Source organism: Streptomyces sp. adm13(2018), assembly GCF_008042145.1.
In the GTDB taxonomy this organism is placed as follows: domain Bacteria; phylum Actinomycetota; class Actinomycetes; order Streptomycetales; family Streptomycetaceae; genus Streptomyces.
This window is the reverse complement of the sequence record NZ_RDBH01000129.1, coordinates 531,421-547,045: the sequence shown is the minus strand read 5'-3', so window position 1 is coordinate 547,045 and position 15,625 is coordinate 531,421. Positions and strand designations below refer to the sequence as shown.

Genomic DNA, 15,625 nt, shown 5'->3' with positions numbered 1-15,625 from the left:
CCTCCAGAGGTACCGGGGGGGGGCGGGGTCGGCTCGGCGCCCGGCGGCGGTCGACCCCGATCCAAGCTAACCATTCACTTTTACTTTAGGGGTTACAGTCGGGAGGCGTCAACCGCTCACGTACTCTTGAGGGGTTAGTTCATCGAGGAGGGTGCCCGCCATGACCGCCATCGACCCCCGGCCGCTCGTCGGCGAGCCCGTCTCCCTCGACCTGCTCAACACCCGCTGGGACGAGGAGGGCGTCCGGCACGACCTGCTCTCCGATGTCGAGGGGCTCGCCGTCTGGCTCGCCGCCAACGGCCTCGACGGGCGGTTCGCCGCCGACGCCACCACCCTGCGCCACACCCTCACCGCCCGCGACGCGCTCCGCGCGCTCGTCGACCGGCCCGGCGACCCCGCCGCCACCGCCCGCGTCGACACCGTCCTCGGCCACGGCCGCATCCGGGCCACGCTGACCGCCGACGGCCCCGGCGAACGGCCCGAGTTCGCGGACCCCGCCTGGGGCCCCGCCTGGACCGCCGCCCGCGACCACCTCGACCTGCTGCGCACCGCCCCCGACCGGATCCGGGCCTGCGCCCACGAGGCGTGCGTCCTGCACTTCTTCGACACCTCGCGGAACGGCACCCGCCGCTGGTGCTCGATGGCCGTCTGCGGCAACCGCGCCAAGGCCTCCCGCCACTACGCCCGGACGAAGGAGGCCTGACGCCCCCTTCGTACCGCCCCTTGGACAATGGATTGGACAAGGCGACCCGGGTCATACGCATCATGGACCGGCAGCAACCTGCACATACGTACGGAGGAGTCCCCGTGAAGGTCGGAATCGTCGGAGCCACCGGTCAGGTCGGCACAGTCATGCGCAGCATCCTGGCCGAGCGGAGCTTCCCCCTCGACGAGCTGCGGCTCTTCGCCTCCGCCCGCTCCGCCGGCACCGTCGTGGACGGCGTCACGGTCGAGGACGCCTCCACCGCCGACTACACCGGCCTGGACATCGTGCTCTTCTCCGCCGGCGGCGCCACCTCCCGCGCCCTCGCCGAGAAGGTCGCCTCCCAGGGCGCCGTCGTGATCGACAACTCCTCCGCCTGGCGCGGCGACCCCGAGGTCCCGCTGGTGGTCTCCGAGGTCAACGCGCACGCGATCAAGGACCGCCCCAAGGGCATCATCGCCAACCCGAACTGCACCACGATGGCCGCGATGCCGGTCCTCAAGCCCCTCCACCAGGAGGCCGGCCTCACCGCGCTGATCGCCACCACCTACCAGGCCGTCTCCGGCTCGGGCGTGGCCGGTGTCGCCGAGCTGCGCGGCCAGGCCTGCGCCGTGGCCGAGACCGCCGACCGGCTGGCCTTCGACGGCGAGGCCGTCGAGTTCCCCGAGCCCGCCGTCTACAAGCGCCCGATCGCGTTCAACGTGGTCCCGCTCGCCGGCTCGATCGTCGACGACGGCTCCTTCGAGACCGACGAGGAGCAGAAGCTCCGCAACGAGTCCCGCAAGATCCTGGAGATCCCCGGCCTCAAGGTCTCCGGCACCTGCGTGCGCGTCCCGGTCTTCTCCGGCCACTCCCTCCAGGTGAACGTCCGCTTCGACCGCCCGATCAGCGTCGAGCGCGCCTACGAGCTGCTCAAGGACGCCGAGGGCGTCGAGCTCTCCGAGATCCCGACCCCGCTCCAGGCCGCCGGCAAGGACGCCTCGTACGTGGGCCGCATCCGCGTGGACGAGACCGTCGAGAACGGCCTCGCGCTCTTCCTCTCCAACGACAACCTGCGCAAGGGCGCGGCGCTCAACGCCGTGCAGATCGCCGAGCTGGTCGCGGCCGAGCTCAAGGGCGCCTGACGCCCGGAAGCGGTACGAGGGCGGCCACCCGGACACGGGTGGCCGCCCTCGCGCGTTCCCCCGGACGGCCCTCCGTGTTCGCCCTGGGAAATGTCCCGTGCGCTGCCGACACACCCCGTGGAAGGATGGGCCAAACATCACAAAACCGAGGAGTTGACCGGGTGCCTGGCACGAACCTGACCCGTGAAGAGGCTCAGCAGCGGGCAGCGCTGCTCACCGTGGACGCGTACGAGGTCGAACTCGACCTCACCGGTGCGCAGGAGGGCGGCACCTACCGGTCCGTCACCACCGTCCGCTTCGATTCCGCCGAGGCCGGTGCCTCGACCTTCATCGACCTGGTCGCCCCCGCCGTCCACGAGGTCGTGCTGAACGGCCACGCGCTCGACGTCGCCGCCGTCTTCCGCGACGCGCGGATCGCGCTGGCCCACCTGGTCCAGGGCCGCAACGAGCTGAAGGTCGTCGCCGACTGCGCCTACACCAACACCGGCGAGGGCCTGCACCGCTTCGTCGACCCGGTCGACGACCAGGCCTATCTGTACACGCAGTTCGAGGTCCCGGACGCCCGCCGCGTCTTCGCCTCGTTCGAGCAGCCCGACCTCAAGGCCACCTTCCAGTTCACCGTGAAGGCCCCGGCCGGCTGGAAGGTCATCTCGAACTCGCCGACCCCGGAGCCCAAGGACGACGTCTGGGTCTTCGAGCCGACGCCGCGGATCTCCACGTACATCACCGCGCTGATCGTCGGCCCCTACCACTCGGTGCACTCCTCGTACGAGAAGGACGGGCAGAGCGTCCCGCTCGGCATCTACTGCCGTCCGTCGCTCGCCGAGTTCCTCGACGCAGACCACATCTTCGACGTCACGCGCCAGGGCTTCGACTGGTTCCAGGAGAAGTTCGCGTACGACTACCCGTTCGCGAAGTACGACCAGCTCTTCGTGCCGGAGTTCAACGCGGGCGCCATGGAGAACGCGGGCGCGGTCACCATCCGCGACCAGTACGTCTTCCGCTCGAAGGTGACGGACGCGGCGTACGAGCGCCGGGCCGAGACGATCCTCCACGAGCTCGCGCACATGTGGTTCGGCGACCTCGTCACCATGGAGTGGTGGAACGACCTCTGGCTGAACGAGTCGTTCGCCACCTACACCTCCGTCGCCTGCCAGGCCTCGGTGGCGGGCACCCGCTGGCCGCACGCCTGGACCACCTTCGCCAACGCGGAGAAGACCTGGGCCTACCGGCAGGACCAGCTGCCGTCCACGCACCCGATCATGGCCGAGATCAACGACCTGGAGGACGTGCTCGTCAACTTCGACGGGATCACGTACGCCAAGGGCGCCTCGGTCCTCAAGCAGCTCGTCGCCTACGTCGGCCAGGACGAGTTCTTCAAGGGCGTCCAGGCCTACTTCCAGGCCCACGCCTTCGGCAACACCCGCCTCTCCGACCTCCTCGGCGCCCTGGAGGAGACCTCCGGCCGTGACCTGAAGACCTGGTCGAAGGCCTGGCTGGAGACCGCCGGCATCAACATCCTCCGCCCTGAGATCGAGACCGACGAGAACGGCGCGATCACCGCCTTCGCCGTCCGCCAGGAGGCGCCCGCGCTCCCCGCCGGCGCCAAGGGCGAGGCCGTACTGCGCCCGCACCGCATCGCGATCGGCTTCTACGACCTCGACGAGGCCGGCAAGCTGGTCCGCGGCGAGCGCCTCGAACTCGACATCGAGGCGGCCGGGCTGACCCCCGTGCCGCAGCTCGTCGGCAAGGCCCGCCCGGCGGTCGTCCTCCTCAACGACGACGACCTGTCGTACGCCAAGGTCCGCCTCGACGAGCAGTCCCTGCGCAACGTCACCGCGCACCTCGGCGACTTCGCCGAGTCGCTGCCGCGCGCCCTGTGCTGGGCCTCGGCCTGGGACATGACCCGCGACGGCGAGCTGCCCACCCGCGCCTACCTGGAGCTCGTGCTCTCCGGCATCGGCAAGGAGTCCGACATCGGCGTGGTCCAGTCGCTCCAGGGCCAGGTCAGGGCCGCCCTGGAGATGTACGCGGCGCCGGAGTGGCGCGAGACCGGCCTGGCCCGCTGGACCGAGGCCACCCTCGCCCACCTCCAGGCCGCCGCGCCGGCGAGCGACCACCAGCTGGCGTGGGCGCGCGCCTTCGCGTCGACCGCCCGCACCCCGCAGCAGCTGGACCTGCTCGACGCCCTCCTGGAGGGCCGCGAGACGATCGAGGGCCTGGCGGTCGACACCGAGCTGCGCTGGGCGTTCGTCCAGCGGCTCGCGGCCGCCGGCGTCTACGACGAGACGGAGATCGCGGGCGAGCTGGAGCGCGACCGCACGGCGGCGGGCGAGCGCCACGCGGCCACCGCGCGGGCGGCCCGCCCGACGGAGGCGGCCAAGGCGGAGGCCTGGGCCACGGTCGTCGAGGACGACAAGCTGGCGAACGCCGTGCAGGAGGCCGTCATCGGCGGCTTCGTCCAGTACGACCAGCGCGAGCTGCTGGCCCCGTACACGGCGAAGTACTTCGCGTCGATCAAGGGGGTCTCGGAGACCCGCAGCCACGAGATCGTCCAGCAGATCGTGGTCGGCCTGTACCCGAGCCTCCAGGTCTCGCAGGAGACCCTGGACGCGACGGACGCCTGGATCGCCGAGCACGACCCGGCCCCGGCGCTGCGCCGCCTGGTGACGGAGAGCCGCGCGGGCGTCGAGCGGGCGCTCCGGGCGCGGGCGGCGGACGCCGCCGCGGCGAACTGACGCACCCGTAGCGAGGGAGGGGCCCCGGACCGGGTCGGTCCGGGGCCCCTTCGGCGTATCGGCGCTCCGACGGTCTACGCGTGCGGATCGTGGAGGACCGGCCGTGGTGTCCGCCCGGCGGGCGGGCGTCGGCGCGCTGCCGCGCCGCCGGGCGGAAGAACGGGACCTCTCAGCCGCCGAGCGCCGCGAACCGGGCGCGCAGATCGGCCGCGCCCCGCTCCGTCAGCGCGCCGTGCAGCCGCATCCGGGCGACGCCGCCGTCGGGGAAGGCGTCCAGGCGGACGTGGGTGACGACGGCCTGCGCCGCGAGCTTGAAGCGGTGCAGGGTGTCGGGCTGGAGCCGGGTGCGGGGGATGATCTCGAACCACTCCCCCGTCTCGCCGTTGCGGCCCTGGAGGGCGATCCATCCGGCGGAGTTGCCCTTGAGGTACGCGGTGTCGATCTCGACGGCGCGGACCGCGCCCTGCGCGGCGAGCCGGAAGCGCACCCAGTCGTTGGTGCCGCGGACCCGGCGGCGCCGGTTCTCCCAGCCGTCGTCCATCTTGCGGGAGGTGCCCGGCAGGATGATCTGGGTCGGCGACGAGTAGAACCTGTCGGAGGCGTCCTCGTACGAGCCGCCGTTGAGCACGGAGATCAGGTCGAGGGTGCCGAGCAGGTCCAGCCACTCGGGGTCGGGCACCACCTCACCGTGGACGCGGAGGCGGGCGATGCCGCCGTCGGGGTGCTGGCAGACCCGGAGGTGGGTCCAGCGGCGCTCAGCGGTGATGGTGAAGCCGTTGGCGGCGTGGCCCCGGACGGGGGTCGGCGGGACGAGCTCCTCCCACTTCGCGTCGAGCAGCTCCGCCGGGCTCGGCGAGCCCTCCACCGCGGTGGCCTGGATGCTCACCCGCTGCGGGTAGTTGCCGCGGAAGTGCGCGGTGTCGACGACGATCCCGCGGATCACCCCGGGGGCGCCGAGCCGGACGATCGCCCAGTCGTGGTCCTCGGGGGCGGGGAAGACGTTCTCGGCGTCGGCGCCGCGGCGGCGGCGGGTCTCCCAGCCGTCCATGATCTTGCCCTTGTGGCCGAAGTGCTCCGGGTCGAAGACGGCCCGCTCGCGGACGAGGAGGTTCTCCCGCTCGGCGAAGAACTCGTCGTTCGCGGCGACGACCCCGGCGCCGAGGCGCCGGTCGGCGAGGTCGACCAGTTCGGTGAAGGGGAAGTCACCGGTCCGGTAGTCGGCGTACGGGTCGCCCCCGGAGTAGGGGGCGGCGTCGTTGGCGTGCGGGTCCTGGTCCTGGCTCGTCTCGAAGGTCATGCATCGACTGTGCGCCCCGGGCACCTGGTGGGTCCATCGAATGTTTTCGACGGGTGGGTTCAGTTCTGCTGAACGGTCTCCCGCTGGGCCGCCGCCTGCCGGAGCGCGGCGAGCACCCGCGCCACCGCCGGACCCTCCTCCGCCCCGCGCCGGACCGCCGCGACGACGTGGCGGCGCGGCTGGTCGGCCGCGAGGACCCGCATCACGACCCCGCCCCGCCGCTCCGCGGACGCCATCCGGGGCACCAGGGCGATGCCCATCCCCGCCTCGACCATGGCGAGGATCGCTGTCCAGCCGGCGGCGCTGTGGGCCTGCTCGGGGACGAAGCCGGCGGCCTCGCAGGCGGCGGTGGTGATCTCCGACCAGGGGCCGGAGCCGCCGAAGATCCAGGGTTCGGCGGCGAGGTCGGCGAGCCGCAGACCTGGCGCGTCGGCGTGCGGGTGCCCGGCGGGCAGGGCCACGTCGAGGGGGTCGGCGAGGAGCGGGACCCGGCTGAACTTGGGGTCGCGCGCGGAGGGCGCGTGGGCGGCGAGCGAGAGCGCCAGATCGACCTCGCCGGCCGCGAGCAGCTCGTACGCCTCCGCCGCCTCGGCCTCCCGGATCCGGACGTCGAGCCCGGGGTGCGCGCTCCGCAGCTGCCGTACGGCGGGGACGAGGAGCGCGGGCACGGCCGTGGAGAACGCCGCCACCCGCACCTCGCCCGCCTCGCCCCGCAGATAGCCGTCGAGTTCGGCGTCGGCGCGCTCCAGCTGGGCGAAGACCGCCTCCGCGTGCCGCAGGACGAGGTGGGCCGCGTCGGTGAGCCGGACGCGGCGCCCCTGGGCCTCCAGAACCGGTACGCCGAGCTGTTTGGCGAGGTTGGTGAGCTGCTGCGACACGGCCGAGGGGGTCATGAGCAGGGCCTCCGCGGTCGCGGTGACGGTGCCGCGGTCGCGGAGGGTGCGGAGGATCTGGAGCTTCTTGATGTCCCACTCGGTCATGGGGCGCAACCTATCCGGCCGCACGCGTCCGGGGCGCCGACGCCAGGGCCACCCCGCCGAGGACGAGGGCCATGCAGACCGCGCCGAGGACCCCGAGCCGCTCGCCGAGGAGGGCGGCGGAGAGGAGGGCCACGCAGACGGGCTGGAGGTAGTAGACGACGCCGGCGCGGGCCGCGCCGATGAGGGAGATCGCCCTGTTCCAGGCGAAGAAGGCGACGGCGGAGGACGCGACGCCGACGTAGAGCAGCGGGCCGACGGTGCCGGCGCCGACGGCGAAGCCGCCCTGGACGGTGAGGGACACGGCGTAGCAGGGCGCCAGCATCAGTGCGCCGAGCAGGAAGGTGGCGAGGAGGAAGGCGCGTCCGTCGATCTCCGCGGGCCTGCGCCGGAGCAGGGCGCTGTACGAGGCGAAGGACAGGGCCGCGGCGAACATCCACAGGTCGCCCGCCGCGAGGTCGACGGCGAGGGATCCCTTGCCGACGAGGAGCAGGACGCCGGTGACGGCGGTCGCCATGCCGAGGACGCGGCGGACGCCCAGGCGTTCGCCGCCGAGCCGGGACCAGACCGCCATGATCACCGGGGAGGCCGCCATGATCATGCCCATGTTGGTGGCGGAGGTGGTCAGTCCGGCCTGGTGCACCAGGGTGTTGTAGAGCGCGACGCCGAGCAGCGAGGCGAGCGCGACGAACCCGAAGTGCCGCCGGATGACCCCGCGCTGCCGCCAGAAGGGGCGGGCGGCGAAGGGGGCGACGGCGGCGAGGGCGATGATCCAGCGCCAGAAGACGGCCTGGACGGGCGGGACCGCGTCGGCCATGCCCCGGGTGGCGACGAAGCTGCCGGACCAGACCACGGTGGCGAGCAGGGCGAGGAGCACGCCGACGCCGGCGCCTCGGGCGGGCGCCGGCGTCGGCGTGCTCCTCGCCCTGCTCGCCACCGTGGGGGTAGTGGGGGCGGTGGTCGGGTGGCGTGCGGTGATCGGGCTCATGGGGTCACCGTCGCAGGGCCGCACCTTCCAGGTCCATCGAAACTTCCTGACCGTTCTTTTCAGTCGAGCTGAACGTTTCGGTATCGGCCCCGGCGGCCGGTGCGGCCGCCTTCGCCGTGCGGGGGCTCAGCTGGCCCGCCAGGGTCGCGCCGAAGGCGATCACCATGCCGAGCACCTGGACCGCGCCGAGGGCCTGGCCGAGGGCGGCCCAGCCGATGATCGCCGCGGTGATCGGCGAGAGCGGGCCGAGGAGGGTGGCGGAGGAGGCGCTGAGCCGCTCGATCCCACGGAACCAGAGGAAGTACGAGATCGCCGTGTTGCCGAGGGCGAGGTAGGCGTACCCGACGAGGTTCGTGCCGGTCAGGGCCGGCGGGGCGCCCTCGACCAGGAAGGCGATCGGCAGGATGACCAGGCCGCCCGCGGTGAGCTGCCAGCCGGTCATCGCGAGGGCGCCGACACCCTCGGGGCGGCCCCAGCGCTTGGTGAGGACGACGCCCGCCGACATGGAGAGCGAGGAGAGCAGCCCGGCGAGCACGCCGACGGTGTCGAACGCCGCTCCGGCCTTGAGGACCACCAGGCTGACGCCGAAGGCGGCGGCGATCGCGGTGAGCAGGCTCCTGACCGTGGGCTTCTCGCCCAGGAAGAGGGCGGCGAGGCCGACGACGAAGAGCGGGCCCACCGAGCCGACGACGGCGGCGACGCCGCCGGGCAGCCGGTAGGCGGCGAGGAAGAGCAGCGGGAAGAAGGCGCCGATGTTGAGGGCTCCGAGGGCGGCGGACTTCCCCCACCAGGCGCCTCGCGGGAGCGTGCGGGTGAGCGCCAGGAGGAGGAGTCCGGCAGGCAGGGCGCGCATCAGGCCGGTGAAGAGCGGCCGGTCGGGCGGCAGGAACTCCGTGGTGACGAAGTAGGTGGAGCCCCAGGAGATCGGGGCGAGGGCGGTGAGCGCGACGACGGCTGCCTTGCGGGACATGACGGTTCCCCCTTGCTGCGGATACCGGTCCGGCCGGGCCAGACTGGCTTGGCGTTAATTAACTTACCACTAAGCTACTTACTTGCAAGTGACTTTCTTGCCATCGAGTCACGGTGCGGAGGAGACTGCCCGCATGGACACGAACACCCCCGAACCCGGCCCCGCCCATGACGCCGTCGACGCCATCACCGACCAGTGGGCGGTGGTCCGCCCCGACCTGGACACCGTGCCGATGGCCGTCTTCGGGCGGATCTACCGGCTCGCGAACGCCATGCGGGGGCGCGTCGACAAGGCGTACGCGCCCTACGGCCTGGCCCTCGGGGAGTTCGACGTGCTCGCGACCCTGCGCCGCTCGGGCGAGCCGTACACCCTCTCGCCCCGCGAGCTGACGGCGACGCTGATGATCACCACCGGCGGGATGACCGGCCGGCTGGACAAGCTGGAGAAGGCGGGGCTCGTCACCCGCAGCCCCGACCCGCACGACCGGCGCGGACTGCGGGTCACGCTCACCGAGCACGGCCGGGAGCTGGTGGACCGGTCGGTGTCGGCGGGCCTCGCGCAGCAGCGGGAGGCCCTGGAGGGCGCGCTCACCGAGGAGGAGTCGGCGCAGCTGGCCGGGCTGCTGCGCAAGCTGCTCGCGACCACGGCGTGAGGGGCCCGCGCGGCGTCACGCGCGCGTGACGGGTCACGGGCGGTGCGGAAGGCGGCGTCACGCGCGCGTGACGCCGCGCGGCACGGGCGGTGCGACCGAGGCACCCCGCCCGAGGGCGCCGCACGCACGCGAGGGCGCCGCACGGTACGWCGTACCGTGCGGCGCCCTCGCGGAGCGGAATGAGGAGGCGGTCAGGCCTTCTTGGACTTGTCGAGCAGCATCACCAGTCCGGCGATCACCAGGAACAGCACCAGCGGTGCGGCCACGAACAGGCCGAGGGTCTCGATGACCTCCAGCTTGGGGGCCGGGTCGTCGCCGTCGTCGCGGGTGAGCGCGAGCGCGGGGGACGACATGAGCAGCATCATCAGCGTCGTACCGGCCGCGATCGAGCCGGCGCGCAGTGCGTTCTTCTTGTCCACGGTGCAAACGTAGCGAACGCCCGATCGCCCCGCGCGCCCGGGGGTGCCGTACGGGGGTCGGCCGCCGGGCCGGGACCGGGCCGGGACGTCCGCGCCGGGCCCCTCAGCTCGCCCCGCCCGCCTCCCGGACGGCGGTGCGCGCGTGGAGTTCGCGCAGCAGGGCGTACGCCCTCGGTGAGGCCGCGAGGCGCTCCAGGGTCATCGGCTGCCCGTCCGCGTCCGCGAGCGGGAGCCGCCAGTTGGGGTACTCGTCCCAGGTGCCCGGCAGGTTCTGCGGCCGCCGGTCCCCCACCGCGTCCGGCAGCCAGACCCCGACCATCCGGGCCGGGGTGTCGAGCAGGAACCGGTGGACGGCGACGATCGCGGCCTCCTCCGACCCCGGGCCCTCGGGGAGCAGCCCGAGCCGCTGGAACAGGCCCAGCCACTCGGCGGTGTCGGCCGCGTCCGCGGCCCGCTCGCGCGCCAGGTCGCCGGGGAGCAGTCCCAGGCGGTGGCGCAGGGCGACGTGGTCGCCGGAGAGGCGGGCGGCGGTCGGGGGCAGGTCGTGGGTGGTGGCGGTGGCCACGCAGGCGGCCCGCCACTCGGCCGGGGCCAGCGGTCGGCCGGAGTCCGCCCAGTCCCGCTCGAACCAGAGCACGGAGGTGCCGAACACCCCGCGCGCGGCGAGTTGCTCCCGTACGCCGGGCTCGACCGTGCCGAGGTCCTCGCCGATGACGAGGGCGCCGGCGCGGTGGGCCTCCAGGACGAGGACGGCGAGCATCGCCTCGGCGTCGTGGCGGACGTAGGTGCCCTCGGTGGGCTCGCGGCCCTCCGGGACCCACCAGAGCCGGAACAGGCCCATCACGTGGTCGATGCGCAGCGCGCCCGCGTGGCGGAGGAGTTCGCGCAGGAGTCCGCGGTACGGGGCGTAGCCGGTGGCGGCCAGGGCGTCGGGCCGCCAGGGCGGCAGGCCCCAGTCCTGGCCGCGGGAGTTGAAGGCGTCGGGCGGGGCGCCGACCGACATGCCGGCCGCGAAGGCGTCCTGCTGGGCCCAGGCGTCGGAGCCCTCGGGGTGGACGCCGACCGCCAGGTCGTGGACGATCCCGATCTCCATCCCGGCCTCGCGGGCGGCCGCGGCGGCGTCGGCGAGCTGCCGGTCCGTCAGCCAGGCCAGCCGGCAGTGGAAGTCGACGCGGGCGGCGAGGACGGGGTCGTCGCGGACGGCTGCCTCGGCGGCGCGCGGGGTGCGCAGCTCCTCGGGCCAGGACCGCCAGTGGTGGCCGTGACGCTCGGCGAGGGCCTGGTAGGTGGCGTGGTCCTCCAGGGCGCGGCCCCGCGCGGCGAGGAAGTCGTGGAAGTCGGCGCGTCTGCCGGGGCCGGGTTCGACGCCGCCCACGACGAGTTCGAGGGCCCGCCGTTTGACCTCCCACACGGCGTCCCGGTCGATGGCCGCGCCCTTGCCGAGGACGCGCTCGCGCAGGTCGGCGGCCTCGGTGAGGATCAGGTCGAGTTCCTCGCGGCGCTCGGGGCCGAGCAGCGCGTACTCGGGGATCGCCTCGATCCGCAGGTGGACCGGGTCCGGGAAGCGGCGCGAGGACGGCCGGTACGGGGACGGGTCGCTCGGGGCTCCGGGCACGCCCGCGTGGAGCGGGTTGACCTGGATGAAGCCGGCGCCGTGGACGCGGCCGGCCCAGGTGGCGAGTTCGCGGAGGTCGCCGAGGTCGCCCATGCCCCAGGAGCGGCTGGAGAGCAGCGAGTAGAGCTGGACGAGCAGTCCGTAGGAGCGCCGCTCGGGGGCGGGCACGCGCGCGGGGGCGACGATCAGGTTCGCGATGGCGGTGCGGCCGTCGGGGGCCTGTGCCTCGACCGTGTGGACGCCGGGCGGCAGCCCCTCCCAGTCGTGGCCGGTGACGACGGCGCCGTCCTCGGTGGTGACCCGGAGCCGGGTGCCGTCCGGCAGGTCCGCCGGGGGGCGGGCGGGTTCCGTGCCGAGCCACCGGACCAGGGTGGGGGGCAGCAGGCGCTCCCGGTCGGTCCGGTCGGCCGCGTCGAGGGCGGCGGCGACCGCGTCCGGGGTCGTCGCGTCCACGCCGAGCGCGCCGAGGACGGCCACCACGGTGGTGTCCGGCACGGGCACGGTGACGCCCGCGGAGGGGCTGTAGGCGGTGGCGACGCCGTGACGGGCGGCGAGGCGGGCCAGGGTCACTTCACACTCCGGGGGACTCCGTGCCCGCACTTCCTGGGGCGCTGGGTTCGCTGGTGAGGGGGGCCGCCACGGTCAGCGGCGGTTCGCTGGTGAGGGGCTCGGCGTCGGGCAGCGGCGGTTCGCTGGTCAGCGGTTCGCCGGCCGGTGCCGTCTGCTGCGGAATCCGTATCCGTCCGAGGTGCTGGGCGGTCGTGGTCACGGGGATCTCCCGGTTCGTCTCGACTGGTGGGATCTGGGTAACGACTGAGCCCTACCCACCGCACCTCGTTTTACCGGCGGAATGTGGCGGAGTGACGTCACCTCGCCGACGGATCACCGGGCAAAGCCGACACATCGGCCATGTGCATTGACACCTCAGTACGACGGGTGGTGGGGTCGTGACCCAGTCGTTACCGAACCGGCGGGTGGCCGGCGGCCTTGGTCGAAGGGAGACACCCGTGCACCTCGGGCACCTCGGGCGCAGCAGGCGCACGGCGACGGCCGTCGCCGCCGCCGTCATCGGCGGGCTCCTCGGCGGCGTGGTGCCGGGTGCGGCGCAGGCGCTCCCGGGGGCGCTCCCGGCCGGGATCCCGGGGGCGGCGCCGTTCACCCCGGCGAACCCGTTGGCGCCGGCGGATCCGGTCGTGCCCGCGGCCTCCTCGACGTCGGCGCCGCCCGCGGCCGGCCGGAGCGACGTCTCCGCGCGCGTGCCCGCGGTCTGGCCGCGTCCGCAGTCGCTGACGGCCGCCGGGCCCGCGGTGCCGCTCGGCGACGAGGTGACGCTGCTCGCCGACGACGACGCCGATCCGTACGCCGTCACCGCCCTGCGCGAGCTGCTGGGGTCCGCCGGGGTGCGGACCGTCCACACCGGGCTGCCGGGCCGCGGACCGGTCCTCCGGGTCGGCGGCCCCTCCGGCGGGGCCGCCGAGGACGCCCTGAGCGCCCTGCGGGTGCCCGGCCGGCTCGACCTCCCGCGCGGCGGCTACCGGCTGGCCACGGGCCGCCTGGACGGCCGGGACACGGTCGTCCTGGACGGGGTGGGCGAGGACGGTCTCTTCCACGCCGTGCAGACGCTGCGTCAGCTCCTCGGCGTCGGACGGGAGGTCCCGGGGGTGGTCGTCCGGGACTGGCCCGGCACGGCCGAGCGCGGGATCGTCGAGGGCTTCTACGGGACTCCCTGGACCGCCGCGCAGCGGCTCGCGCAGATCGACTTCCTGGGGCGGACCAAGCAGAACCGCTATCTGTACGCGCCGGGCGACGACCCGTACCGGACGGCGCAGTGGCGCGAGCCCTACCCGGCCGAGCAGCAGGCCGGGTTCCGGGCCCTCGCGGAGCGGGCCCGGGCCCATCACGTGACGCTGGGCTGGGCCGTGGCGCCCGCCCAGTCCATGTGCCTGTCCTCGCGGGGCGACCTGGCGGCGCTGACCCGGAAGGTCGACGCGATGTGGGAGCTCGGGGTGCGCTCCTTCCAACTCCAGTTCCAGGACTCCTCGTACGACGAGTGGCACTGCGACCGGGACGCCGACGTCTTCGGGCGGGGGCCCGAGGCCGCGGCCGCCGCCCACGCGCGCGTGGCGAACACGGTCGCCCGCCATCTCGCCGAACGGCACCCGGACGCCGAGCCGCTGACGGTGATGCCGACGGAGTACTTCCAGGACGGCACGACCGCGTACCGCGGCAGGCTCGGCGAGGAGCTGGACCCGGAGGTGCGGGTGGCGTGGACCGGGGTCGGCGTCGTGCCCCGCTCCATCACCGGCGGCGAGCTGGCGCGGACCCGGGGCGCCCTGGGCCATCCGCTGGTCACCATGGACAACTACCCGGTCAACGACTACGCGCAGGACCGGCTCTTCCTCGGGCCCGCGCGGGGCCGGGAGCCGGCCGTGGCCGCCGGTTCGGCCGCCTTCCTCGCGCTCGCGATGGAGCAGCCCGCCGCCTCCCGCGTGCCGCTCTTCACCACCGCCGACTACGCCTGGAACCCGCGCGGCTACCGGCCCGAGGAGTCCTGGCGGGCGGCCGTCGACGACCTCGCCGGGCCCGAGCCGGCGGCCCGCGAGGCGCTGCGGGCGCTCGCGGGGAACGGTGCCTCCTCGGTGCTGGACCCGGCGGCCGAGTCGGCGTACCTGAAGCCGCTCCTGGCGGCGTTCTGGGCCTCCCGTACGCGTGCGGACGCCGGCGCGTCCCCCGGGCGGGAGAAGGCGACCCGGGAGCTGCGGACCGCATTCACCGTGATGCGCGAGGCTCCCGAGCGGCTCGCGGGCACGGCCGGCGGCGCCCTCGACGACGAGACGGGGCCCTGGCTCCGGCAGCTGGCGCGGTACGGCCGGGCGGGCGAGACGGCCGTCGACATGCTCGTCGCCCAGGAGGCGGAGGACGGGGCGGCCGCCTGGCGGGCGCAGTTGGGCCTGGAGTCGCTGCGGAAGGAGCTGTCGGCCGGCCGGGTGACGGTCGGCGCGGGGGTGCTCGACCCGTTCCTCACGCGCGCGATGGACCGGGCGAAGGCCTGGACCGGCGCCGACCGGGCGCCGCGGGCGCGGACCGACCGCGCCCCCGACTCGTACACCGTGCGGCTCGACCGGGCGCGGCCCGTGGAGACCCTGACGGTGATGACCGAGCCGGGTGCCGGGGACGTGGGCGACGCGCGCGTGGAGGCCTATGTCGAGGGCGAGGGCTGGCGGCCGCTCGGGCCGCTGTCGGCGTCCGGCTGGACGCAGGCCGAGCTGAAGGGGCTGCGGGCGGAGGCGCTGCGGGTGGTGTGGAGCGGCGGGGGGCCGGCTCCCGCGGTGCGTTCGCTGGTGCCGTGGTTCGCGGACGGGCCGCGGGCGGCGCTGGACCTGGCCCGGACGGAGACGGAGGCGGAGATCGGCGGTCCGCCCCAGCGGGTGGACGTGGAGCTGTCGGGCGTGCGCGCGGGCGAGGTGCGGGGCCCGCTGTCGGCGAAGGCGCCGAAGGGGATCACCGTCCGGCTGCCGCGGCAGGCGGTGGTCGAGCGCGGCGCCCGGTCGACGGTTCCGCTGGAGGTGTCGGTCGCGGCGGACGCGCCCGCGGGCACGTACCGGGTGCCGGTGACGTTCGCGGGCGAGGAGCGGGTGCTGACGGTGCGGGCCTTCCCGCGCACGGCGGGCCCGGATCTGGCGCGTACGGCGACGGCCTCCTCCTCGGGCGACGAGACGCCGGACTTCCCGGCGGCCCTCGCGGTGGACGGCGATCCGGCCACCCGCTGGTCCTCGCCGGCGGAGGACGGCGCCTGGTGGCAGCTGGAGCTGCCGGAGCCGGCCCGGATAGGGCAGGTGGTGCTGCACTGGCAGGACGCGTACGCCTCCCGGTACCGGGTGCAGGTCTCGGCCGACGGGCGGATCTGGCGCACGGCGGCGACGGTGGCCGAGGGCCGGGGCGGCCGGGAGTCGGTCCGGATGGACGCGGCGGACACGCGGTTCCTGCGGGTACAGGGCGAGGCGCGGGCGACGCAGTACGGCTATTCGCTCTGGTCGGTGGAGACCTACGCGGTGGCCGGGGACAACGGGAAGGCCGGGAAGGCCGGGAAGACCGGGGAGACCGGGGAGACCGGGGAGACCGGGGAGACCGGGGAGACCGGG

12 protein-coding genes are annotated in these 15,625 nt (G+C 74.4%); 5 read left to right on the top strand and 7 right to left on the bottom strand.

All coding sequences use genetic code 11. The features are described 5' to 3' along the window. Positions 1-160: 160 nt before the first annotated feature. The 3 genes from EAO70_RS19085 to pepN all read left to right on the top strand — a co-directional run bounded on the left by EAO70_RS19085 (position 161) and on the right by pepN (position 4,565). On the top strand, positions 161-703 hold the full coding sequence (locus EAO70_RS19085; RefSeq protein WP_148004110.1) for a CGNR zinc finger domain-containing protein: 543 nt from the start codon (positions 161-163) through the stop codon (positions 701-703). Between the two features lie 104 nt (positions 704-807). Next, a complete protein-coding gene (locus tag EAO70_RS19080) occupies positions 808-1,827 on the top strand; it encodes an aspartate-semialdehyde dehydrogenase (protein ID WP_148004109.1) in 1,020 nt (339 codons plus the stop codon). Between the two features lie 161 nt (positions 1,828-1,988). Then, positions 1,989-4,565 (top strand): aminopeptidase N, encoded by a 2,577-nt coding sequence (gene pepN / locus EAO70_RS19075; RefSeq protein ID WP_148004108.1) that lies wholly within the window; start codon positions 1,989-1,991, stop codon positions 4,563-4,565. 169 nt (positions 4,566-4,734) lie between these two features. On the opposite strand, the gene alc is transcribed toward pepN, so the two are convergent. The 4 genes from alc to EAO70_RS19055 are packed head-to-tail and all read right to left on the bottom strand — an operon-like array spanning position 4,735 to position 8,797. Next, positions 4,735-5,862 (bottom strand): allantoicase, encoded by a 1,128-nt coding sequence (gene alc, locus EAO70_RS19070; protein WP_148004107.1) that lies wholly within the window; start codon positions 5,860-5,862, stop codon positions 4,735-4,737. A 59-nt stretch (positions 5,863-5,921) separates the two neighbouring features. Beyond that, on the bottom strand, positions 5,922-6,842 hold the full coding sequence (locus tag EAO70_RS19065) for a LysR family transcriptional regulator (protein WP_148004106.1): 921 nt from the start codon (positions 6,840-6,842) through the stop codon (positions 5,922-5,924). Positions 6,843-6,852: 10 nt separating this feature from the next. After that, complete coding sequence (locus EAO70_RS19060; RefSeq protein WP_261992944.1) at positions 6,853-7,827, bottom strand: DMT family transporter; 975 nt, start codon at positions 7,825-7,827, stop codon at positions 6,853-6,855. A 4-nt stretch (positions 7,828-7,831) separates the two neighbouring features. Beyond that, positions 7,832-8,797: an EamA family transporter gene (locus EAO70_RS19055; protein WP_148004105.1), complete on the bottom strand. Its 966-nt coding sequence runs from the start codon at positions 8,795-8,797 to the stop codon at positions 7,832-7,834. Between the two features lie 133 nt (positions 8,798-8,930). Here EAO70_RS19055 and EAO70_RS19050 point away from each other — a divergent pair, with 133 nt between their 5' ends. Then, positions 8,931-9,449 (top strand): MarR family winged helix-turn-helix transcriptional regulator, encoded by a 519-nt coding sequence (locus tag EAO70_RS19050; RefSeq protein ID WP_148004104.1) that lies wholly within the window; start codon positions 8,931-8,933, stop codon positions 9,447-9,449. Between the two features lie 191 nt (positions 9,450-9,640). On the opposite strand, the gene EAO70_RS19045 is transcribed toward EAO70_RS19050, so the two are convergent. The 3 genes from EAO70_RS19045 to EAO70_RS19035 form a co-directional block, all read right to left on the bottom strand. Beyond that, on the bottom strand, positions 9,641-9,868 hold the full coding sequence (locus EAO70_RS19045; protein WP_148004103.1) for a hypothetical protein: 228 nt from the start codon (positions 9,866-9,868) through the stop codon (positions 9,641-9,643). Positions 9,869-9,971: 103 nt separating this feature from the next. Beyond that, positions 9,972-12,053 carry a 4-alpha-glucanotransferase gene (gene malQ, locus EAO70_RS19040; protein WP_148004102.1) on the bottom strand — a complete coding sequence of 694 codons (2,082 nt, stop codon included), beginning with the start codon at positions 12,051-12,053 and terminating at the stop codon, positions 9,972-9,974. A 1-nt stretch (position 12,054) separates the two neighbouring features. After that, a complete protein-coding gene (locus EAO70_RS19035; protein WP_148004101.1) occupies positions 12,055-12,252 on the bottom strand; it encodes a hypothetical protein in 198 nt (65 codons plus the stop codon). Between the two features lie 238 nt (positions 12,253-12,490). On the opposite strand from EAO70_RS19035, the gene EAO70_RS19030 reads away from it, so the two are divergent. Beyond that, positions 12,491-15,625 (top strand): beta-N-acetylglucosaminidase domain-containing protein (locus tag EAO70_RS19030; protein WP_148005234.1); only part of this gene is annotated, 3,135 nt, incomplete at its 3' end.

What these genes read in the sequence shown, in the direction of transcription:
- EAO70_RS19085 (WP_148004110.1), top strand. Translation starts at nt 161, where the DNA reads ATGACCGCCATCGACCCCCGGCCGCTCGTCGGCGAGCCCGTCTCCCTC.
- alc (WP_148004107.1), bottom strand. Translation starts at nt 5,862, where the DNA reads ATGACCTTCGAGACGAGCCAGGACCAGGACCCGCACGCCAACGACGCC.
- EAO70_RS19065 (WP_148004106.1), bottom strand. Translation starts at nt 6,842, where the DNA reads ATGACCGAGTGGGACATCAAGAAGCTCCAGATCCTCCGCACCCTCCGC.
- EAO70_RS19060 (WP_261992944.1), bottom strand. Translation starts at nt 7,827, where the DNA reads ATGAGCCCGATCACCGCACGCCACCCGACCACCGCCCCCACTACCCCC.
- EAO70_RS19055 (WP_148004105.1), bottom strand. Translation starts at nt 8,797, where the DNA reads ATGTCCCGCAAGGCAGCCGTCGTCGCGCTCACCGCCCTCGCCCCGATC.
- EAO70_RS19050 (WP_148004104.1), top strand. Translation starts at nt 8,931, where the DNA reads ATGGACACGAACACCCCCGAACCCGGCCCCGCCCATGACGCCGTCGAC.